21 protein-coding genes are annotated in these 21,498 nt (G+C 65.3%); 11 read left to right on the plus strand and 10 right to left on the minus strand.

Going from position 1 to position 21,498, the window contains the following annotated elements:
- The first annotated feature begins 69 nt into the window (after positions 1–69).
- From QCE83_RS18790 to QCE83_RS18800, 3 genes are read left to right on the plus strand one after another with little or no spacing between them, the layout of a single operon-like run.
- Positions 70–2,859 (plus strand): molybdopterin cofactor-binding domain-containing protein, encoded by a 2,790-nt coding sequence (locus tag QCE83_RS18790; protein ID WP_309814081.1) that lies wholly within the window; start codon positions 70–72, stop codon positions 2,857–2,859.
- Positions 2,856–3,383, plus strand: coding sequence for a 2Fe-2S iron-sulfur cluster-binding protein (locus tag QCE83_RS18795; protein WP_309814085.1), 528 nt, complete (start codon positions 2,856–2,858; stop codon positions 3,381–3,383). Before QCE83_RS18790 ends, QCE83_RS18795 begins: the two co-directional genes overlap by 4 nt.
- Positions 3,380–4,342, plus strand: a complete 963-nt coding sequence (locus tag QCE83_RS18800; RefSeq protein ID WP_309814088.1) for a hypothetical protein — start codon at positions 3,380–3,382, stop codon at positions 4,340–4,342. The genes QCE83_RS18795 and QCE83_RS18800 overlap by 4 nt, the downstream gene beginning before the upstream one ends.
- A gap of 18 nt (positions 4,343–4,360) precedes the next feature.
- Here the strand turns inward: QCE83_RS18800 and QCE83_RS18805 are convergent, their stop codons facing one another.
- The 8 genes from QCE83_RS18805 to QCE83_RS18840 all read right to left on the minus strand — a co-directional run bounded on the left by QCE83_RS18805 (position 4,361) and on the right by QCE83_RS18840 (position 13,210).
- The gene (locus QCE83_RS18805; RefSeq protein ID WP_309814092.1) at positions 4,361–5,518 is read right to left on the minus strand and encodes an epoxide hydrolase; all 1,158 of its coding nucleotides are present in this window, start codon (positions 5,516–5,518) and stop codon (positions 4,361–4,363) included.
- A 196-nt stretch (positions 5,519–5,714) separates the two neighbouring features.
- Positions 5,715–7,136: a M81 family metallopeptidase gene (locus QCE83_RS18810; protein WP_309814095.1), complete on the minus strand. Its 1,422-nt coding sequence runs from the start codon at positions 7,134–7,136 to the stop codon at positions 5,715–5,717.
- Positions 7,137–7,144: 8 nt separating this feature from the next.
- Positions 7,145–8,284 carry a Xaa-Pro peptidase family protein gene (locus QCE83_RS18815; RefSeq protein ID WP_309814098.1) on the minus strand — a complete coding sequence of 380 codons (1,140 nt, stop codon included), beginning with the start codon at positions 8,282–8,284 and terminating at the stop codon, positions 7,145–7,147.
- Between the two features lie 44 nt (positions 8,285–8,328).
- Entirely contained in the window at positions 8,329–9,108 is a 780-nt protein-coding gene (locus tag QCE83_RS18820; protein ID WP_309814100.1) for an ABC transporter permease, read from the minus strand.
- Positions 9,105–9,959, minus strand: a complete 855-nt coding sequence (locus QCE83_RS18825; protein ID WP_309814103.1) for an ABC transporter permease — start codon at positions 9,957–9,959, stop codon at positions 9,105–9,107. The genes QCE83_RS18820 and QCE83_RS18825 overlap by 4 nt, the downstream gene beginning before the upstream one ends.
- The gene (locus tag QCE83_RS18830) at positions 9,956–11,095 is read right to left on the minus strand and encodes an ABC transporter ATP-binding protein (RefSeq protein ID WP_309814106.1); all 1,140 of its coding nucleotides are present in this window, start codon (positions 11,093–11,095) and stop codon (positions 9,956–9,958) included. The genes QCE83_RS18825 and QCE83_RS18830 overlap by 4 nt, the downstream gene beginning before the upstream one ends.
- Before the next feature lie 2 nt (positions 11,096–11,097).
- The gene (locus tag QCE83_RS18835; protein ID WP_309814109.1) at positions 11,098–12,216 is read right to left on the minus strand and encodes an ABC transporter substrate-binding protein; all 1,119 of its coding nucleotides are present in this window, start codon (positions 12,214–12,216) and stop codon (positions 11,098–11,100) included.
- The gene (locus QCE83_RS18840; RefSeq protein ID WP_309814113.1) at positions 12,176–13,210 is read right to left on the minus strand and encodes a MurR/RpiR family transcriptional regulator; all 1,035 of its coding nucleotides are present in this window, start codon (positions 13,208–13,210) and stop codon (positions 12,176–12,178) included. The genes QCE83_RS18835 and QCE83_RS18840 overlap by 41 nt, the downstream gene beginning before the upstream one ends.
- 265 nt (positions 13,211–13,475) lie before the next feature.
- Here QCE83_RS18840 and QCE83_RS18845 point away from each other — a divergent pair, with 265 nt between their 5' ends.
- Together QCE83_RS18845 and QCE83_RS18850 are read left to right on the plus strand one after the other, a co-directional pair.
- Positions 13,476–14,285, plus strand: coding sequence for a class II aldolase/adducin family protein (locus tag QCE83_RS18845; RefSeq protein ID WP_309814116.1), 810 nt, complete (start codon positions 13,476–13,478; stop codon positions 14,283–14,285).
- A gap of 98 nt (positions 14,286–14,383) precedes the next feature.
- Positions 14,384–15,688, plus strand: coding sequence for an MFS transporter (locus tag QCE83_RS18850; protein WP_309814122.1), 1,305 nt, complete (start codon positions 14,384–14,386; stop codon positions 15,686–15,688).
- Positions 15,689–15,708: 20 nt separating this feature from the next.
- On the opposite strand, the gene QCE83_RS18855 is transcribed toward QCE83_RS18850, so the two are convergent.
- A complete protein-coding gene (locus tag QCE83_RS18855) occupies positions 15,709–16,620 on the minus strand; it encodes a LysR family transcriptional regulator (RefSeq protein ID WP_309814124.1) in 912 nt (303 codons plus the stop codon).
- Positions 16,621–16,750: 130 nt separating this feature from the next.
- On the opposite strand from QCE83_RS18855, the gene QCE83_RS18860 reads away from it, so the two are divergent.
- The 6 genes from QCE83_RS18860 to QCE83_RS18885 all read left to right on the plus strand — a co-directional run bounded on the left by QCE83_RS18860 (position 16,751) and on the right by QCE83_RS18885 (position 20,508).
- Positions 16,751–16,972, plus strand: coding sequence for a ParD-like family protein (locus tag QCE83_RS18860; protein WP_309814127.1), 222 nt, complete (start codon positions 16,751–16,753; stop codon positions 16,970–16,972).
- Positions 16,969–17,736, plus strand: coding sequence for a type I methionyl aminopeptidase (map, locus tag QCE83_RS18865; RefSeq protein ID WP_309814129.1), 768 nt, complete (start codon positions 16,969–16,971; stop codon positions 17,734–17,736). The genes QCE83_RS18860 and map overlap by 4 nt, the downstream gene beginning before the upstream one ends.
- A 180-nt stretch (positions 17,737–17,916) precedes the next feature.
- On the plus strand, positions 17,917–18,585 hold the full coding sequence (locus QCE83_RS18870; protein ID WP_309814133.1) for an arylsulfatase: 669 nt from the start codon (positions 17,917–17,919) through the stop codon (positions 18,583–18,585).
- Positions 18,585–19,289, plus strand: a complete 705-nt coding sequence (locus tag QCE83_RS18875; RefSeq protein ID WP_309814136.1) for a substrate-binding domain-containing protein — start codon at positions 18,585–18,587, stop codon at positions 19,287–19,289. The genes QCE83_RS18870 and QCE83_RS18875 overlap by 1 nt, the downstream gene beginning before the upstream one ends.
- A gap of 17 nt (positions 19,290–19,306) precedes the next feature.
- Positions 19,307–19,729, plus strand: a complete 423-nt coding sequence (locus QCE83_RS18880) for a RidA family protein (RefSeq protein WP_309814139.1) — start codon at positions 19,307–19,309, stop codon at positions 19,727–19,729.
- A complete protein-coding gene (locus QCE83_RS18885; RefSeq protein ID WP_309814142.1) occupies positions 19,726–20,508 on the plus strand; it encodes a TIM barrel protein in 783 nt (260 codons plus the stop codon). The genes QCE83_RS18880 and QCE83_RS18885 overlap by 4 nt, the downstream gene beginning before the upstream one ends.
- 12 nt (positions 20,509–20,520) lie before the next feature.
- On the opposite strand, the gene QCE83_RS18890 is transcribed toward QCE83_RS18885, so the two are convergent.
- The gene (locus QCE83_RS18890) at positions 20,521–21,483 is read right to left on the minus strand and encodes a LysR substrate-binding domain-containing protein (protein WP_309814145.1); all 963 of its coding nucleotides are present in this window, start codon (positions 21,481–21,483) and stop codon (positions 20,521–20,523) included.
- Positions 21,484–21,498: the final 15 nt, after the last annotated feature.

The raw sequence follows: 21,498 nt of genomic DNA on the forward strand, positions 1-21,498 counted from the left end.
GCCGCTGCACGAACGGCTATCGTGCAGGGCCATCCTTGCGGTTGCGAAGAACCCTGAGTCGAGGGCAGCATGGACGGTCGATTTCCGGTTACACGGCGGGTCTTCCTCAAGGCTGTCGGCGGCGGCGCCGCGACGGTCACGGTCAGCGGAATCGCGTCGCTGATGAACGGTTGCGCGACGCATGCCGTCGATGACGCGTCGCCACGCACCGCCGACAACACGTTGCCGACGCATGCCGGCAACCCCGACTGGGCGCCTGAACCCGGCAAGGCGCGCTGGCGGATCGAGGGCGTGAGCAAGGTCACCGGCGCGAAGGTCTATGCGCGCGACTTCAAGGCCGCCGACTTCGACGGCTGGCCGAAAGAAGAAAACTGGCTGTACGCGCTGCGCTGCGACCGCGTCGATCAGGTCATCGACGATATCGACCTGAGCATGTTGCCTCGCGCGCTGAAGCCGCTCGTGGTCATCACCAGCGAGACGCTTGCGGAACACAAGATCCCTTCTTCCGCCGACAGCAGCGGCGTCGGCCATCCAGCCGCCGAGTTGTTCGCGCGACGATCCGCGCCGGCAGGATGCTACGGTCAGCCGGTCGCATTGCTGATCTTCGAGAACTTCGATATCTATCGCCGGGCGAAGAAGATCCTCGACTTCAATCCGGCCGTCATCCGCTACGGCGCCGTGCAATCCGACGCCGTCAAGCCGTATCCCACGCTGGATTCGAATGTCTTCGACAACAGCAAGATCTACGTCCGGAACGACCAACGCGGCTTCTGGAACACCAACATGGAGCCCAACGATCAAGGCAATCCCACGGACGAATTCAAGCAGCGCGCGCGTGCCGAACGCCAGCGCATCCTCGATCTGACCCGCGATCAGGTCAGCAAAGGGAAATGGCTGCAATTCGGCACCGCGGACGGACACATCTTCCAGACGCCCGCGATGGACCCGGTGTTCATGGAACCGGAATCGGGCCTCGCGTGGTTCGACCCGGACACGCGCGTCATGAAGATGGTGCTGGGCACGCAATCGCCGCGCGACGATGGTTTCAGCGTCGCCAATCTGCTGACCCCGAGCGATCTCCCACTCGACCACGTCGACATCATTGCCTGCTATCCCGGCGGCAGCTTCGGCGGGCGCGACAAGTCGCCTTTTCCTGCCTACCTTGGGCTGGCCGCGCGCTTCGCAAAAGCGCCGTTGCGCTGGCAGTTGTCGCGTTACGAACAGTTCCAGGTGGGCCTGAAGCGCACCGAGTCGAGATTCGAGGAATCGATCTGGCTCGATCACGGCGGCAAGATCCAGGCGCTCAGCAGCCGGTTTTTGCTCAACTCCGGCGGCAGGCAGAACCTGACGGGCGCGGTCGGCGATCTCGCGGCAATGAGCGCGATGAGCTGCTATGACATTCCGCGCGCCAGCGCCGAAGGCGCCACCTTCTTCTCACCGGAAATCTATGGCGGCTCGCAGCGTGGCTTCGGCGGCCCGCAAGCTTTCATGGCCATCGAGACCCTGCTCGACGAAGCAGCTCACGCGCTTCGCAAGTCCCCGTTCGAGATCCGGCGCATGAACCTGCTCGGCACGCCGGGCAGCCGGACCATCACGGGCGGAAAGATCCTGTTCGATCTTCAGCTGAACCAGCATCTGAAGCGGCTGGAAACGCATCCGCTCTGGACCGGACGCGCGCGGACACGCAGCGAGCGCGCGAAAGACGGGTTGCGCTACGGCGTCGGCTTCGCCATGTCCAATCAGGCTTATGGCACGGCGAAGGATGGCGTGTTCGCGCTGGTGGAAATCGGCCAGACGGGCGTGCGCGTGATGACGCACTACACCGACATGGGCAACGGCGCGGCCACCACGCTCGCGCTCGCGCCGGCCCGGCAACTCGGCCGCAACGCGCAGCAGATCAGGATGAGCGACGCGGCCGTCTTCACGGCCATCAAGGATTTCGATGCCACCCAATCCGGCCTCTGGAGCAAGTTCCGCAACGCCAAAGGGCTGTCCAGCGCGTTCGGTTCGTCGAGCGCGTGTCTCGGCGCGTTTCATCACGTTCAGGCAGTGGATCGCGCAGCGTTGACGCTGATGCTTCAGAGCATCCTGCCGGCCGCCCGTTCGATCTGGCGCGATGACAAGGTCCAGTCCGGCGACCTGAAATGGATCGACGGGAATCTCACCGCTCCGGGACACGAGCCGCTGACCTGGTCCAGGCTGCTCGACGCCATCAACCGCCAGGGCCTGCACACCGTTGCCGCTGCCCACCTCACCTATGCGGGCGACTTCTGGAAGAGCAACTATGTCTTCAAGTCGGGCGTGACCATGATGGACTGCGATTTCATCGCAACGGGGCCGAGCGTGAAGGAACTGCGCCCCGTGACGCACGGCGTCCTGCGCGAGCCGAAGGAGATCATCGTCGGCTATGGGCGCACCAACTATGCGCCGGCGGCGGCGCTGGTGTCCGTTGCGGTGGATGCGCAAACGGGCCGCGTGACCGTCGAGCAGGTCGTGAGCACGCTGAGCGCCGCGCGTCTGTTGTGTCCGGAGATCGTCAGCGGGCAGTCGCACGGCGCGGTGGCGATGGCGCTCAGCAACGTGCTGAGCGAAGCGTGCCCTCCCGGACCGCGCGGCCCGGGCAACGGCAGATGGAATCTGGACCAGTACCGGATCATGAGCATGCAGGAGGCGCCCAGGCAGGAACTCCATACACTCGATCCGCCCGACGACGGCCAGCAACACGCGGCGCGCGGCATCGGCGAAGCGGTCATGTGTCCGATCGCGCCCGCCCTGCTCAATGCGCTCGCCATGGCGACGGGACACCGCTTCAGGCAGACGCCGGTGACGCCGGCAGTGATCCGCGAGGCGCTCAAGTGAACGGCGCGGTAATCAGGCTGCACGTCAACGGCCAGCCGCTCACCGTCAGCGCCGACGATGCCGACATGAGCCTCGCCGATTATCTGCACGAGCGCCTCGACCTGACGGGCACGAAGGTCTGCTGTGGGATCGGCGTGTGCCGCGCGTGTACGGTCGGCATTCGCAACCGGCCCGATGCTCTGCTGGAGAAGACGCTTGCGTGCGTCACCACCGTCAGCACGCTGGCGAACCAGCACGTCTATACGGTCGAGAGCCTGGCGCAGGGCAGCCGGCTTGCGCCGCTTCAGCAGAGTTTTCTGGAGGCGTTCGCGTTCCAGTGCGGCTACTGCACGCCCGGCTTCCTGATGGCCGCGACGGCCATGCTGGAGCATCTCGGCCAGTACGGCGCGTCCGCCGAACGGATCGACGACGCAATCGATACCTGGGTCGGCGGCAACCTGTGCCGCTGCACCGGCTACGTCAGGTACAAGGAAGCGATCCGCCGGGTCGCGCAGGCGAAGATCAAGGGCGGAGCGGGATCATGAGACGCGCGCTTGTCATTGCTGCGGTGACTGTGGTGGCCATGGTGCTTGCTGCTGAAGCGGCTCCGCCGCAGCAGGGCATCCTCGACTATGGTGCGCAGTGTTCGCGGGAAATCGGCGAGATTCCGCCATTCGATTGCGCCAGCGGCACCGAGATACCCGTCACTGTTGACGGCAGGCGGATCGGGCTGGACGAGCATCCCGACCGTTGCGACCGGCCGTCGCTGCTTTATCCTCGGGATGACAAAGTGCAGCAGTGCATGCCTGGCGCGAGGATTCTCGATCTCTCGCGCGGGGCGACGCAGATTTCCGCCTATTGCCGCAAGAACGATCCGGGCAATACGGTCGCGGCGCATTTCGACGAGGTCGTGATCGTGCTGCACCACACGGGGAACGGCAAGACGTGCTGGTTTGCATCGAAGAATCCGCCTGATCCGAAGATGGGCTGGGACACGTCGCGCGTGCCGCCGCCCGACGAGAAGACGCCGCCCGCGGCGAAGCTCGCGGCGGTCGAGTTCTGGCAGACGCCGGGCATCCTGGCCGGCAAGAATCCCAACTGCATCAAATGTCACGATGCCGGGCCGTTCATCATGAGCCCGTTCATCGCGCAGGTGTGGGACAAGGTGCCGACCGATCCCTGGGGCAAGTATTCGAGCATCGGACCGGCCTTCCAGATGGAGCGTCTGAAGACGATGAGCACGCCGGGCAATACGTGTGTCGGCTGCCATCGGGTGGGCACGAAGCAGACTTGCGAGGTCTTTCTCGGGCTTTCAGCAGGCGGGCACGCGCCGGGTAACGATCCGCTTGCCGATCGCTTTCCGCTAAGCCACTGGATGCCCACGGACACCAACCTGAGCGAAGCACAGTGGAATGCGGTGCATCGCGACTCGATAGCCGCGTTGAAGGCCTGCTGCAGTGATCGGAGCACGCCTGGCTGCACCTTCACGCCGATGCCGAGATGACTATGCGCAAGCGCCCGCTCACTTCGCGCGCAACGGCCTGAAGAATGCGCGGATCTCTTCCGCAAGCAAGGCCGGCTGTTCGAGCGCCGCGAAGTGTCCGCCGCGCGGCATCGCGTTCCAGCGCTGCACATCGAAGACGCGTTCGAGCCACGAACGCGGCGGCATCGGCAACTCGCGCGGAAACAGCGCCACGCCGAGCGGTGTCGCCACGCGTTCCGCGGGATCGAAGCTCAGCGGCTGACGACGGTTCTCCTTGTAGATGCGATACGACGCGTCGAGCATGTGGCCGAACCAGTAGATGGACACGTCGGTCAGCACGTCGTCGAGCGTGAACGCGCGTTCGATGTCGCCGTCGCAATCGCTCCAGGTGCGGAACTTCTCCACGATCCACGCGGCGAGGCCGACGGGAGAGTCGGTCATCGCATAGGCGAGCGTGAGCGGCTTCGTGCTCTGCAAGGCGGCATACGCGCCTTCGGCTGAGGCCCATGCGGCTACGGTGTCGAGATAGGCCTGTTCGTCTGCGCTTGGAGGGGGCAGGTCTGCTGCGAGTGCCGGACGATAACTGGCGGGGATGTAGTTGACATGCGCGCCGATGACCTCTTCCGGGAAACGGCGCGCCAGCCACAGGGAAACCGTGGCGCCGATGTCGCCGCCCTGCGTGCCGAAGCGTTCGTAGCCGAGGCCGTGCATCAGCCCGCGCCACAGTCCGGCGATGTGGCGCGCACTGCAGCCGGGGCTGGCCGGTGGCGCTGAGAAACCGAAACCCGGCAGCGACGGCACGACGACGTGGAACGCATCGGCTGCCTCTCCGCCGTGCGCGGCGGGATCGGTCAGCAGCGGAATGATCCGCTCCATTTCGATGAAGGAACCCGGCCAGCCATGCGTCAGGATCAGCGGCATAGGCGCGGGGCCTTGGCCGGCTTGGTGGATGAAGTGGATGTCCTGGCCGTCGATGGTTGCGTGGAACTGCGGCAGACGGTTCAGGCGGGCTTCCTGGGCGCGCCAGTCGAAATGGTTGAGCCAGTGGGTGCAGAGGCGTTGCAGGTAGGTGAGGCTCGTGCCGTCTTCCCAGTCGTCTGCATCGAGCGAAGATGGCCAGCGGGTCTGGTGGAGGCGCTGTCTGAGGTCGTCGAGCTGGGCGTCGGGGATGGCGATGGTGAAGGGGCGCGGGTTCATGGCGCGGTGCGGGCGTGGGCTGGAGAGGAGGTCAGCTTAGAACATTTCGGACGCGAGAGCAGGGTCGCCATGATTCAGCACAGTCCGCTTCGCCAAACATCCGGCCAGAAAAAAAGGCCGCCTTGCGGCAGCCTTGAAAAGCTCTGGTCGAGGGCAACCAGAACCTGAGAGAACAGTCACGGAACACGCAACAGCGCTAGCGCACCACGATCACCGACGATGTGATCGCATTGAAATCCGCGCGAAAATGCACCGAGCTCTTCAGCGCGAGGACGCTCATCGTCGCCGGTTCAATACCGACATGACGGAAGATGGACTGGTCCGCAGCCTGCATCGTGCGTGTCGAGACGATCACGCGCACATCGGTATGTTCAACGAGCAGCAGCGCCATCGGACCGAGATCGATAGGCGAGTCGCGCCACATCGGACCCGTTCCGGTGAAGCGCCCGTCGGTCGTGCGTTCGACAATAAATGCCGCCTCATAAGGCGTATTGTCCGGTGCGTCCGCACGGCCGCCCAGCGCCAGTTCAATGCGTCCGCCCACGCCCGCGGCATGCGCGGCGCTTGCCGCCTGCGCGTCGCACAGCACCGCAACCACCGCGCGAGACGCCGCCCGCTCGACCAGCGCGCGCAGAATGCCCGGGTTGTCCGATGCCGCGCCCGCGCCCGGATTGTCCTCGGTATCGCAAAGCACCACCGGCAAGCCCGCCTGCGCGGCCACGCGGCGCAGCGCTTCGTTCACTGCATCGCCGGCGGACAAAGGCGCTTCCGTGAACCGATCGCGCTCCGCTTCTATCGCTGCCGCAAAGGCCAGCGAAACGCGCCCCGCCGCTTTCGCATCGTCGCCATAGACGAGCACGGTCTGCTGCCGGCACGAGACCTCGGCCAGCGGGAAGCCGCTCGCCCATGACATCGATGCCAGCCCCTCTTCAACTTCCAGGCGCTCTAGCCGCGCCATCAGCGATTGCGCCGGCTCCGCGAGCGTGCATTGCGCCGTGAGCGGCGCGACGAACGCGACTTCCGCCATCGCCTTCTTCCACGGCCTGCCGCGCACGATACGCTCGATCAGCAGACGCGCCGCCCGCGCCCCGCTCTCGTCCATATCGACGTGCGGATAGCTGCGATAGACGACCATCGCGTCGCACAGCTCGAACGAACGGCGGCTCACGTTCGCGTGCAGATCCAGACTCACGACGAGCGGCAGCGCATCGCCCACCCGCGCCCGAATGCGCGCGAGCAGTTCGCCCTCGGCGTCGTCGTGCGAGACCGTCGCCATTGCGCCGTGCAGGTCGAGATACACGCCGTCGAGCGGACCGGCAGCCTCAATACGCTCGATGAGTTCATCAGCGAGCGCATCGAAGGCAGCATCAGCGACGCGTCCCGACGGCGTCGCCGCCGCCCACATCAGCGGCAGGACATTCGCCGCGCCGACGCGTGCATCCGCGCTCAACGCGGCGATCGCACCGCTCACCGGCAGGTTCATTGCCCCGAGCGTCGCGGCAATCTGCGCGCCCTTCTGCCAGCCCGGCCAGCCGCCGCCGAGGATGAAGGCATCGAGCGGCGTGATGGCGGCGCGCGTGTTGGTCTCGTGCTGGATCCCGCCGACAGCGATTCTCATCAATGCGCTCACACCACGACGAGACGGCGCGGACTGCGCGTCAGCAGGTCGATGCCGTCGTCCGTGACGAGCACGGTCTCGCTGAACGCGATCCCGTTCGCCGACACGTACATATGGAAAATCATGCCCTGCTCCAGCACCCACTCCGCGTTGTTGAGGAACACGCGCGTGAAGTCGCTCGTATGCGGCGTCGATTGCGGGTAATAGCCGAGCGTGTAGCCGGTGATGTTCGGGAAGGTGCTGCGCAAGCCGGCAGCCAGGATCGCATCACGGGCGATGGCGTCAATGTCCTTCGCCACCGCACCGGGACGCATCGCCGCAAACTGGCTGTCCTGGATCTCCAGCAGTTGCGCCGCGATGCGCTGCTGGGCGTCGCTCGCCTCGCCCATCACCGCCGGACGCATGATGCGCGCACTGTAGCCGTTCACGAACGGCAGCAGTTCCATGTGCAGAATCTCGCCGCGCTCGAGCGGACGGCTGTGCAGATTGCCGTGCAGGAAGGCATCGCCGACGCCGTTCGTAATCGGGCCCGCGCGGCCGGAATCCGCGCCGTGGCGCATGAACGCATAGCTCACGGCGGCCGCCGCATCGCGCTCCGACTTGCCGACGCCCGACACCGCCAGCGCCTCGCTGATCGCGATGTCGCCGATGGCCGCCGCACGCCGCACATACTCGATCTCGGCAGGCGACTTGCGCGCGCGCAACACTTCGAGCACGCCGGAGAAATCACCGAACCGCGCCTGCGGCAACGCGCCCTTCAGGCGGTTGAAACGGTTGAGCGTCATGCAGTACGAGTCGCCGTCCAGGCCGATATGGCTCGCGTCCCAGCCGCGTTCGCGCAGCAGTTGCGCGAGCACTTCGATCGGATCCTGCCAGTCGGAGAAGCCGACATGCTGCGTGAGCCACGTGGTTTCGGTATAGGGCAACTCGTCCATCGAGCGCAGCATGAACACCGGCTCGCCTTCGAGCGGCACCACGCACGCGCGGTACATGTTCTCCGAAATGCCGAAACCGCTGATGTAGAACAGGAAGTCGGTCTGGTCGATGATGAGCGTGTCGAGCTGCCGCACACGCATGGCGGCGCGCACTTTCTCCAGGCGGTCGCGATACTCGTCGAGGGAAAACAGCAGGTTCTTGTCGATAGTCATGGAAAAGAGCGCGGGTCGCGCAAAATGAACGTCATGCAGTGGAATCAGGCGCGGCGGCCGGCCAGCGCGCTCAGGCCGAGCGTCACCGCCGACACGATCACGAGCAGCGCACTGACCGCGGCGATCTTCGGGTCGAGCTGGAACAGCACGGCGTTCCAGATGCGCACCGGCAGGGTTTGCGACAACGTGCCGGCCATGAACAGCGCGATCAGCAATTCGTCGAACGAGGTCAGGAACGCAAAGATCGCGGCGGACATCACACCGGGCGCGATCATCGGCAGCGATATGCGGCGGAATGCGGTCATGCGGCTTGCGCCGAGGCTCATCGCGGCGTCTTCGAGACGGCCGTCGAACGCCTGCAACGTGGACGACAGGATGATCACCGCGATCGGCGACGACACCACCGCGTGGCCAATCACGATCGAGCCGATATTGCCGAACACCGCGACGTCCGAGAAGAAGAAGAACATCGCGATGGCCGCGATGACGTTGGGCACGATCATCGGCAGCAGGATCAGCGCATACACCGCGCGCTTGAGCGGAAAGCGGTGCCGCACCAGCGCGAGCGATGCCAGCAGCGCCAGGGTCAGCGTGATGAGCGTCGAGACGAAGGCAATGCGCACGCTCAGCCAGATGGACGCGAGCCAGTCGGGATCGGTCAGCACCGAGACGAACCAGCGCATCGAGAGCGTCTTGGGCGGAAAGGACAGATAGCCGGCGTCATTGAGCGCAAGGGGAAAGACCAGCACGATGGGCGCGGCCATGAAGATGAGCACGGCGATCGCGAAGATCGCGAGCGGCAGGCTGGTTCCACGCGGTTTCACAGTTTTGCCTCGAAAAGCCGGTTGAGTCCGATCAGACGCTCGTACAGCGCGAACAGCACCAGCGTGCTCGCCAGCAGCACGGCGGCGAGCGCCGACGCGAAGTTCCAGTCGAAGTAGGTTTCGATCTGCGCCTCGACGACCATGGAGATGAGGCTGTCCTGCTGGCTGCCCATCAGCGCGGGCGTGATGAAATAGCCGAGCGACAGGATGAAGACCAGCAGCCCGCCCGAGGCCACGCCGGGCATCGACAGCGGAAAGAAGATGCGCCAGAACGCCCGCGTACGGCCCGCGCCGAGACTCTCGGCGGCCAGCAGCAGGCGCGCGTCGACCGAACGCATCACGCTGTAGAGCGCCAGCACCATGTACGGCAGCAGCATGTAGGTCATGCCGATCAGCACGCCGGTGCGGTTGTACAGCAGCTTGACCGGCGCATCGATCAGACCCAGGTGCATCAGCAGGTCGTTGATGATGCCGTGACTGCCCAGCAGCACCATCCACGCGTAGGTGCGCACCAGCACGCTCGTGAAGTACGGAATGACGACGAGGATCATCAGCAGCGTCGCCGTGCGCGGCTTGCGCTGCGACAGGAAGTACGCAAGCGGATAGCCGATCAGGAGCGTCAGGACCGTGACCAGCGCGGCGATTACGAAGGTCGTGCGCAGCACGATCAGATAAGCCGGCTCGTGCAGGATGCGCAGCATGTAGACCGGCGTGAAACCGGTCTTGTCGTAAATGGCGCGTACCAGCATTGCGCCAAGCGGATAGATGAAGAACACCGCGACGAACGCGATCAGCGGCAGCAGGAGCCAGAAGGCGGGCGCGCGCGGGCGGCGCATCGGCATCGCACTCATGCTGCCTGCTCCGCCTGTGCCACCTGTGCCGCAGCCGTGGGCATCAGCCATGCGCTCTGCGCGTTGGTATGCAGCGTGACGGCGTCGCCTGCCACGGGCATGCTCGCCGCGCCCGTGTTCGGCAACTGCACCGCGAGGCGCTGGCCGTCCGCCAGCGCCACCGTGTACTTCACCGTGTGACCGAGGTACAGGGAATCGATCACGGTGGCGTCGAGCGTCGCGCCCTGGCCTTCATGCGCCGCGCCGCGACGGCTCAACACGATGCGCTCCGGCCGCACCAACGCACTCGCGCGCGCACCCTGACGCAGCGACGGCGCGCATGCGCCATCGAGCGCGGCGCCATTGGCGAGCCGCAGCACCGCGCGCCCCGCCTGCACGGATTCGACGGTGCCATCGAGCAGGTTCGACTGCCCGACGAACTCCGCGACCCAGCGCGTGAGCGGCCGCTCGTAGAGATCGGCGGGCGAGCCGATCTGCGCGATCGCGCCGTCATGCATCACCGCGATGCGGTCCGACAGCGTCAGCGCTTCTTCCTGGTCGTGCGTGACCAGCACCATCGTCGTGCCGAGCGACGTATGCAGCGCCTTGATCTCATGCTGCATGTGTTCGCGCAGATTCTTGTCGAGCGCGCCGAGCGGTTCGTCGAGCAGCAAGGCGCGTGGGTCAAAGATCAGCGCGCGCGCCAGGGCGACGCGCTGCTGCTGTCCGCCCGACAGTTCGCGCGGGTAGCGCTGGCCCTTGTCCGCGAGCTGCACCGTCTCGAGCAGCTGCGTCACCTTGGCGGCAATCTGCTTCTTGCCAAGGCGGCGCATCTGCAACGGAAACGCGAGATTCTGCGCGACCGTCAGATGCGGAAACAGCGCGTAGTTCTGGAACACGACGCCGAGATTGCGCTGTGCGGGCGCAAGGCCCGTCACGGTCTCGCCGCCAATCATCACTTGCCCCGAGGTCGGCTCGACAAAGCCCGCGAGCATCATCAGCGAGGTGGTCTTGCCCGAGCCGCTCGCACCCAGCAGCGTGACGAACTCGCCTGCCTCGATTTTCAGATCGAGGTCGCGCACGGCCGCGGCTCGGCCATAGGTCTTGGTGATGCCGCGCAGTTCGAGACTGGCGCCGCCGCTCATCGACTTGCTCATGCTCACCCCTGAAGCACCCACGACTGCCATTGCTGCCCGACCGACGCCAGGTTGTCCGCCCACCATTGCGGGTCCTGCTGGAACGACTGCGCGAAGTGCTCCTTCGAACTCGGCAGGCGCGACAGCTCTTCGGGCTTCAGCAGCGCGAGCGCGGCGCGGTTGGTCGGACCGTAGGCGAGATGGCGCGCGATTTCCGCCTGCACCGAAGGCTGCAGCGCGAAGTCGACGAACTTCTGCGCGTTCGCGGCGTTCGGCGCGTTCTTGATGACGCTCAGACACTGCGTCTGACGCTTGGCCTCGTTCCATTCGATGGCGAGCGGCGCGCCCTTGTCGATCAGATCCTGCGCGCGGCCGTTCCACAGCCCGCCGAGCACGGCGTCCTTGCGCTCCAGCAATTGCGCCGAGGCAGCGCCGGTGGTCCACCACGTGGTGATCTGCGGCTTGACGCGCGAGAGCGCCTTGAGCGCGCGCGGGATGTCGAGCGGATAGAGCTTGTCCATCGGCACGCCGTCGGCGAGCAGCGCGAATTCGATCTCGGCGGAACCGGATTGCTGGTCCGCCAGGGTGCGCGCGCCGGGGAATTTCTTCAGGTCCCAGAACTCGGCCCACGACTTCGGATGCGCGCCGTTCTTGAAGACGTCCTTGTTGTAGACCATCACGGTCGAGAAGAACAGGCTGCCGGCGTAGTTCGGCTTGCGCACGATGGGCTGGATGTCGTCCGGGTGCGTGAACTTCATCTTCGCGTAGTCGATGGGCGCGAGCGCGCCGATCTTGTCCAGCGCGACCTGCGCGATATCGGTCAGGTCCACCACGTCGATCGACACGCGGCCGGCCTGCACCATCGCGCGGATCTGCGCGGCGGTGGCGGGCTGCACGACCACCTCGATGCCGGTCGCGGCCGTGAACGGCTTGTGCACGGCCGCGGCCATGACGTCCTGATAGGCGCCGCCCAGGCCGCGCACGACGACCTTGCCGGCGTCGGCTGCGCGCGCAATCGACGGTACGGCGAACGGCAACGCGCTCGCGGCGGCGAGGCCCGCGCTGGTGGCCAGGAAGCGGCGCCGGCCGGTATCGGGCAGATCAGCGGCGTTTGCGCCGTTTCGGTTCTTGGTCGGTTTCATGGGTTGGTCTCTCTTTCGCGGATGTTCGGACGGGTTTGACGGACGGGTCTGGAGTGTCGGCTGCTTGCGCGGACGTGCGCGTCTGACGCAGACGGTCATCCAGTTGCGCGGCAAGGGATGGCGTGTCGCGGGGGTCGTCGTTGGCGTTCCAGTGCGACAGCAGGCGCCAGGCATCGTCGGAGCGCTGCAGCAGCGCGGTGGCCTTCTCGCCGTTGCGGGTCATCGTGAGCGCGACCAGCCAGTTGATCAGGCCCAGCGTGCCGGCCTGCGACCACCAGCCGAACGACGTGCCCTCGCGTCCCACGAGGAAGGTGTCGGCGGCAATCTGCGCAAGCGGCGAAGACGGCTTGTCCGTGATGGCGACGACATGCGCGCCATAGCTGCGCGCGATCTTCATCAGTTCGATGGTGTAGGGCAGATAACGCGCGTAGCCGATGCCGATGAGCACGTCCTCCGGCGCCACCTGGCGAATCCGGTCGGCGATGTCGCCGTGACCCACGGTCAGCGTTTCGCAGGTGCCGAGCGTCTGGTTGAGATGCATCGAGAGGAGCAGCGCCAGCGGATACGTGGTGCCGTGTCCCGTCACCCAGATGCGCCGTGCGCCGATCAGGCGGTCGGCCACGGCTTCGCCGGAGGCCACGCGGTTGAGGCGTGCGGTGGCGTCGAGCAGCGCGGCGTCGGACGAGAACACTTCGTTGCGCAGATCCTCGCCCGCGGCCGTTCCTTCCGCCGCCGCGCGCATGCCGCCCGCGCCGACGCGCTCCAGCAAGCCTTCACGCAAGGCGCTGCGCATTTGCGGAAAGCCCGGATAACCGATGGCGCGCGCGAAGCGCACGACAGCGGCGTCGCTCTGTCCGGTGGCATCGCCGAGCTGGCGTGCGGTCATGAACGCGGCCTGTTCGGTGTGGTCCGCGATGTGCCGCGCCAGCGCCTGCTGGGCCCGCGTCAGCGAGTCGAAGTGCAGGCGGATCGCTTCGAGAAAAGTTGCCGGCATGGCCGTGTCAGGATCCATATGTCGCATTTGCTACAATCAATGTGCGTAATGTAGTGATTGCGACAGGCGGTGTCAAGCGTTCAAAAATTCCGCTTTTCAAGCACGCCAGTGAGACGGGAATCGCTCGCCGGAAGCGTCCTGTCCGGCGCCTGTTCAGGGTTTTCCACCCCCACCCCACTGCATAGAACCTATTCCTCCCGCCCCCTGAATCCCTCGAAACTCCGCTCCTATACTGGCTCCTCACCCCACACGAGGAGACGTATCGATGCTGATGGACGCCAAGGATTCGATCTACAGTCCCACGCAAAACGGCCTGATCTTCCCGCAGGAACCCAGCTTCGCCAGTTCCGCCGAAGAACGTCGTTATCGCAAGGAACATCTCGCCGCCGCATGCCGGATCTTCGCCCGGCACGGCTTCAGCTTCGGCTTCGGCGGCCACCTGACGGTGCGTGATCCCGAACACCCCGAACTCTTCTGGACCAATCCGATGTGCGTGCCGTGGTCGCGCACGAAGACCTCGCAACTCGTCCTGGTCGATCATTCGGGCACCGTGATCGAAGGCCAATACGCGGTGAATCGCGCGGGCTACGTGCTGCATTCCGCGATCCACGCCGATAACCCGGACATCATCGGCTCATGCCATGCGCACACCGTGCACGGCGATGCATGGGCCGCGATGGGCAAGCCGCTCGACTACGTGACCCAGGATGCCTGCATGTTCTACGGCAGCCATGCCGTGGTCCGCGACGGCGCGGGCAAGGTGCCGGTGGCGGACGAATCGGGCAATCCGATCGCGCGCGCCTTCCACGATCACAAGGCCATCATTCACCAGAACCATGGCCTGCTGACGGCGAGCCGCCACAGCATCGACGACGCCGTGTGGACCTTCATCGCGCTCGATCACTGCTGCAGGATGCAGTTGCTGATGGACGCGACCGAATCGCGCCCGGTCGAGATCGACCCGACCTTCGCGGAGTATTCGCATCAGCATCTGGGCAATTCGTTCATCAGCTGGCTGCACTTCCAGACCATGCTGTACGAGATCAACGAACAGGAGCCCGATTACCTCGACTGACGCACCGGCGTTCCCCCAGTACATCGGCGGCATGAGCGATCCTGCACGTCGCGCATGCCGCACGAAAGCGCTCGAGAATACTTATATCGGAGACATGCATGGAAGCGCTCTATGGTGAAGACACCGTCCGGCAGACAGACACGAGCCGCACGTATTACCGCGCCTACTGGCGGCTCCTGCCGCTGCTGCTGATCTGTTATCTGGTCGCCTATCTGGACCGCGTCAACGTCGGCTTCGCGAAGCTGCAGATGCTCGATGCGCTGCACTTCGACGACGCCATCTACGGCCTCGGCTCGGGCATCTTCTTCGCGGGCTATTTCTTCTTCGAGGTGCCCAGCAATCTCGTCATGCGCAAGGTGGGCGCGCGAAGGTGGATCGCGCGCATTATGCTGACCTGGGGCGTGATCTCGGCGGCGATGATCTTCGTCAGGACGCCCACCATGTTCTACGTCGCGCGCTTTCTGCTCGGCGCCGCGGAGGCCGGCTTCGCGCCCGCCATCATGTATCTGCTCACGCTCTGGTTCCCGGCGCGCTATCGCGGCCGCGCCATGTCCATCTACGTGATGGGCGCACCGCTCGCGTTCGTCGTCGGCGGGCCGATCTCCGGCTATATCCTGCACGCGTTCTCCGGCAACGAGCACCTCGCGGCATGGCAATGGCTGTTCCTGATCGAAGCCATTCCGGCTGTCGCGCTGGCGTTCATCGTGCTCGCCTTCCTCGATGACGATCCCGCGCACTCGCGCTGGATCAGCGAAGAAGAACGCCAGAACGTGCTCGCCGAACTGCGCGCGGAAAACGCCGGCAAGGTCGATCATTCGAGCGTGCGCGCGTTCCTCGCCAACCGCAAGCTGTGGGAGTTCTGCGGCATCTACTTCTGCCTCATCATGGGCCTCTACGCGCTGGGCTTCTGGATGCCCTCGCTCATCAAGCGCAGCGGCGTGATCGATCCCTTCGCCATCGGGCTCTACTCGGCCGTGCCCAACATCTTCGCTGCCATCGCGCTGTATGTGTCGAACCGCAGCGCCGATCGCACCGGCGGACGCCGCGTGCACTTCGCGCTGTTCATGCTGATCGGCGCCGCGGGACTCGCGGCCAGCATGTGGTTCTCGGCAGGTCCGCTCGTGACGACAGCCTGTCTCTCCGTCGCCGCCGCAGGCGTCTACTCGTGCATCGCGCTGTTCTGGGCCCTGCCGACGAGTCTCTTCGTCGGAGCATCGGTAGCCGCCGCGCTCGCGTTCATCAATTCGGTGGGGAACATCGCCGGCTTCATGTCGCCGTATCTCGTCGGCATGCTCAATGTCATGGCCGGGCACGCAGAAGTTGGCATGTACGTGATCTCCGCGTTTCTCGTGCTCGGCGGAGCGATGACCATGCGCCTGCCGAAGACGCTCGACGACCGCTGACCACTGATGTCATCTCGCGCTCAGGCGGCCCATGGCGGCCGCCTGAGCCGCTCCGCCACATGGTCGATGAACGCGCGCACCCGTGGATGCAGCGACGCATCGCGCGGATACAGCGCATAGATGGCGGTCTCGTCGCTGGGCTGGAAGTCGGTGAGGAGCGGCACGAGCATCTTGCTGCGGATCGACGGCAGCACCATGTGCTCCGCCATGCGCGTGATGCCGACGCCCGCCAGGCACATGTTCACCGAACTCACGCCGCTGCTCGTCTGGAAGTTGCCGCTGATGAGCATGGAAGTGCGCTCGCCGTCGATCATGAACGGCCAGTGGTTCAGATGATCCATCGGCGGTTCCCACATCAGGCAGTTGTGCCGGGCGAGATCGGCGGGCACCGAAGGCACGCCGTGCCGCGCAATGTACAAGGGCGACGCGGTGACCACGCGTTGCAGATGACACAGCTTGCGGCTCACGAGGTTCGAGTCCTGCAGGCTGCCCATGCGTATCGCGACATCGAAGCCTTCGCCGATGATGTCCGCCAGCGTGTCCGATAAGGAGAGCCGCACGCGCAGCCCCGGATAACGTTCGAGAAAACCGGGAATGAGCGGCACGATCTGGTCCATGCCGAACGACGTCGCCACCGTCACGCGGATGCCGCCTGTCATGTCCTGACTGGCGCGCGCAAGCTGCGCCTCGGCGGTATCGATGTCATCGAGCACGCGCCGGCACAGCGCGAGGTACTGGTGCCCTTCCTGCGTCACCTGAAGACTGCGCGTGGAGCGCCGCAACAGCGCGACGCCGAGACGCTTCTCCAGCGCCGACACGGCGCGGCTGACATACGGCTGCTGGAGATCGAGCAGGAGCGCCGCGGCGGTGAATCCGCCGCTTTCCGCGACGGCCTTGAAGATCTTCATTTCGACGAGACGTTCGTCCTTCATGTTCGCTATGCGCGCTGGAGCGGGATCAAAGCGAGCATCTTAGCCAGCGGTCGCATGCCGTCCTACCGGGACTTGCACTGCCCTCTGCTTCAATATACGATTCATATATGTTTCATATAAGGAGAAGAGCATGGGCATCGTCAATATCGACGACGATCTGCACGACCAGATCCGCAAGGCCAGCGCCGTGTCGTGCCGGTCCATCAATGCGCAAGCGGCTTTCTGGATCAAGGCCGGCATGTTGTGCGAGATGAATCCGGGCATGACGCTCAACGAGATCGTCGCGCGGGAACTGCGCGCCGCGGGCGTGGCGACCGATGCGGCTGGGCTTGCCGGAGTCGCGTCAGCGTGACCAAGCGTCCCGAGGAAATCGCCTTGCTCGCCGAGTCGGGCAGGCTGCTGGCGCAGGTGTTCGGTCATCTGGACCGCCTGGATCTGATCGGCATGTCGACGATGCAGGTCAACGATCTGGTGGACAGCCTCATCGTCGATGAACTGAGCGCGCGCCCCGCAAGCAAGGGGCAGTATGGTTATGCCTACGCGCTCAACGCATCCCGCAACGACGTGGTATGCCATGGCGTCCCGTCGCACGCGGAGATTCTGCAAAGCGGCGACATCGTCAACTTCGACATCACGCTCGAGAAGAACGGCTATATCGCGGATTCGAGCAAGACCTATCTGATCGGCGACGTTGCTGCGCCCGCCAGGCGGCTCGTGCAGGTGACCTATGAAGCCATGTGGAAAGGCATCAAGGCGGTGCGTCCCGGCGCCACGCTCGGCGACATAGGTCATGCCATCGAGCGGCATGCCCGCAGGAACGGCTATTCGGTGGTCAGGGAGTATTGCGGGCACGGCATCGGCCGCGAGATGCATGAAGATCCGCAAGTGCTGCACTGGGGCCGGCCGCGAACCGGCCTGCGCTTGCAGGAAGGCATGGTGTTCACCATCGAACCCATGCTCAACCAGGGGCGGTCCGCCGTGTGGACCGAGAAGGATGGCTGGACCGTGCTCACCCGCGACGGCCAGCTCTCCGCGCAGTTCGAGCATACCGTTGCGGTGACGCGCAATGGCGTGCGCGTCCTGACCTTGCGTGCTGATGAGACGCGCGTGAACTGATCGGGACCTCGCGTAACACAACGCCTCGGCATGGCGGTCGGGCACGGACGCATTCGCGCCGGTGACATCGACTCAACACCTGTTGCGTTTTTTGAGTTTGAGCGGCCACACGCGGGCCGGTACGCTGGGATGAGTTGCCGGACGCTCGATCCGGCGCCCGCACACGGCGCACCGACCTCCATGAAACTCGACCATTCCATCGTGCTTCTGCACGCGACGCCCGTCGCGATCGCGCCGATTCAGGCCGCGTTCGCCACCGACTGGCCCGAAGCGAAACTGAGCAATCTGCTCGACGACGGCCTGACGGCCGCCCGCGGCAAGAGCCGGGACCTGGACGACGCGCTGCGGCAGCGCTTCGTCCGCCTCGCGCGCTATGGCAGTGAGACCGGCGCCAATGCCGTGCTTGCCACCTGCTCGGCCTTCGGTCCTGCCATCGAGGCCGCGGATGAAGCGTTGCCCATACCGGTCTGCAAGCCGAACACGGCGATGTTCGCCGACGCGCTGGCGCAAGGTCAAAGCATCGCGATGCTCGCGACCTTCGCGCCCGCCTTGCCGACGATGGTCACGGAGTTCTTCGAGGAAGCCGAGCGCAGCAATCCGGGCGCGACGCTTTCGACGTTCTTGGTGGACGATGCGATCGATCATCTGCGCGCTGGCGATGCCGCGACACACAATCGTCTGGTCGCCGACAAGGCCGCGAGCCTGCACGGCTACGACGCGATCATGCTCGCGCATTTCTCGACGGCGCAGGCCCTCGATGCCGTCACGGCCGTGGCGGCGTGTCCGGTGTTTTCGGCGCCGCGCAGTGCGATCGCGCATTTGAAAAGACGGCTTGGCGTGTCCTGCTGATGCGTCCGATCCCCGACTCTTCCTTTTCGCTGATGAGCACGCTGGCCGTGAAACGCGCGCTCGTCGATACGGTGATCCCTTCCTTCGAGACTGAACACGGAATCGAAGTGCAGACGCTCTTCGATCCCACCAACGTGCTGCAACAGCGCATCTCGGGCGGCACACGGGCGGACGCGCTGATCGCGACGCACGCCTGCGTGCAGCGCCTCGCGGAAGAAGGCATCGTTGCAGCGCCGAGCGTGCGTGCGCTGGTCAGGACGGGCGTCGGCGTTGCAGTCGCCGGAGATATGGCCCTACCGTCCCTGCACGACGTCGATGCGTTGCGCACGCTGCTCCTCGACGCCCGCTCGGTCGCCTACTCACAAACAGGCGCGAGCGGTGTGTATTTCGCGTCGCTGCTTCAGAGACTGGGCATCGCGGAACAGGTCGAGGCGCGCGCAACCATCATCGATAAAGGCCTGACGGGCGAGTGCATCCTGCGCGGCGAGGCCGATGTCGCGATCCAGCAGATGAGCGAACTGGCGATGGTGGACGGCATCGCGCTCGCCGGTCCCTTGCCTGAAGAGATACAGCACTACACCGATTTCGATGTCGCCATGTTCGACGCAAGCGCCCGTGTGCCCGCCAGCGCCGCATTCGTCGAAGCCTTGTTTTCCGCTACGGCCCGTCACGCCTACGCGCGATTCGGCCTCACCGTCTTCTGACTCGCGAGCACGATCCAATGGACCCCAATCAGCACACGCCCAGTTCACTCATCACGCCCGTCACCGTGTTCGGCAATCTGGCGTTCGTGAGCGGCCAGTTGCCGCGCCAGAATGGCGCCGTGATGTATTCGGGCAAGGTCGGCGCAGACCTGTCCGTCGACGACGCCCGCCACGCCGCCGTACTGTGCGCGCAGGCTTGTCTCGATGCCCTCGCCCGCGCACTCGATGGCCACGCGCGCGTTGCACGGATCGTCAAGATCACGGGATTCGTCGCGTCCGCGCCGGATTTCACGCAGCAAGGCGCGGTGATCGACGGCGCGTCGCGTGTGCTGATCGATGCCCTCGGAGAGCGCGGACGGCATGCGCGCAGTGCGATCGGCGTGCAGCAGTTGCCGCATGGCGCGGCGGTGGAAGTCGAGATGATCGTGGGGCTGACATGAAGCGCCGCTTCGCCGCGAATCTCAAATGGCTGTTCACCGAACTGCCGTTAATGGAACGCTTCGAAGCGGCTGCTCGGCAAGGCTTCGAAGCGGTCGAGTACGCCTCGCCCTATGAGTACGACCCGACCGAGCTTCGACGCGAACTCGATCGCTGGAATCTGACCCATCTGCTGATCAACACGCCCGCCGCGCAGCCGGGCACGGCTGGCGCGAACGGTCATGCGTGCCTGCCGGGCCATGTCGATACGTTCCGCGAAGGCATCGATCAGGCGCTCGATTACGCCAGCGCCCTCGGCTGCGGCCTCATTCATCTTCTCGCCGGAAAGCGGCCGGATGCGTGCCCGCAAGAAGAAGCCGAAGCGGTCTTCCGCGACAACCTCGCATGGGCGGCCGAGCGGGCATCGGGAAAAAACGTGACCTTCGTGCTCGAATGCCTGAATCAGCAGGACGTGCCTGGCTACTTCCTCCGCAGCCTCGACCACGCGAGCACCTTCCTGCAACGCAATGTGAGACTGCTGTTCGATTGCTATCACGCCGGCATGAGCGGTGTGGACGTGGCACGCGAGTTCACCGCTCATCAGGAAGCAATCGCGCATATCCAGATAGCCGATCCGCCGGGCCGCCATGAACCCGGATCAGGCCGTCTGCCGTGGCACGCGATCCTGCGCGCCATCGACGACAGTGCCTATGCCGGATGGATCGGCTGCGAATATCGTCCGCGTACGACGACGCTCGCAGGCCTCGACTGGCGCAACGACTTTCCGGCTACAGCACGCTGAGCAGCGCGGCGCTCAGAACATCGTCCGCAGGTGCGCCGTCTCGAGTTCCGCGCGCAACCACTTCTCGAACACGGCGGCCTCGGCCGAGTTGCGCAGGCTCGAAGACCGCAGCAGGTAGTACGAGATATTGTCGACGTGGTACTTCGGGTCCGGGAAGGGCTCGATCAGACGTCCGTCGCGCAACTCCTCTTCCGCGAGAATCTCGCTCTCCAGCACCACGCCCAGTCCCTCGACCGCGGCTTCGATCGCCATGGCCGAACGGTCGAGCCACAGGTCGTGCGCCGGCTTGACGACCAGGTTGCCCACGCGGCGAAAGTAGTCTACCCAGTTCAGCGGATTGTTCGAATGGATCAGCGTCGCCCTGGCGAGGTCGCGCGGGCTTTCCAGCGCGAGCTCGCGGGCCAGCTGCGGACTGCACAGCGGCCTCAGCCGTTCGACCAGTAGCGGCTCGGCCAGCTTGAGACCGGGTGTCTGCGGACCATGCGCGATGGCGATGTCGTAACGGTTGGAATCGAGTTCGTGGGTATGCAGCGTGGCGAGGCGCACGCGGAACAGCGGATTGGCCTTCAGGAAGGTTTGCAGGCGCGGCTGCAGCCACTTGACCGAAAAGCTGTTCGGCACGGCAATCGCCAGATAGCCGCCCCAGGACTGCGGCGCCAGCGCATTGGTCGCGTTCGCGATCAGGCCGAACGCCTTCTCGAGTTCGCGCGCATACGAGCGGCCGGCGACCGTCAGCACCGCGCGGCCCGCATGGCGCTGGAACAGCGGCACGCCGAGGAAGTCTTCGAGTTGCTGGATATGGTGGCTGACGGCGGACGTGGTGATGCCGATCTCGTCCGCGCCCTGCGTGAAGCTGCCGTGACGCGCGGCGGCCTCGAAGGCGATCAGGGACTTGAGCGGCGGAAAGCGCACGCGGCGCGCATCGGCGGCCGCATCCGCCGGTTCGCCGTTCTTCTTCCTCGACTCAGCCGTCATGAACCTGTCCTTCGC

Source organism: Caballeronia sp. LZ034LL (genome assembly GCF_031451215.1).
GTDB lineage: Bacteria > Pseudomonadota > Gammaproteobacteria > Burkholderiales > Burkholderiaceae > Caballeronia.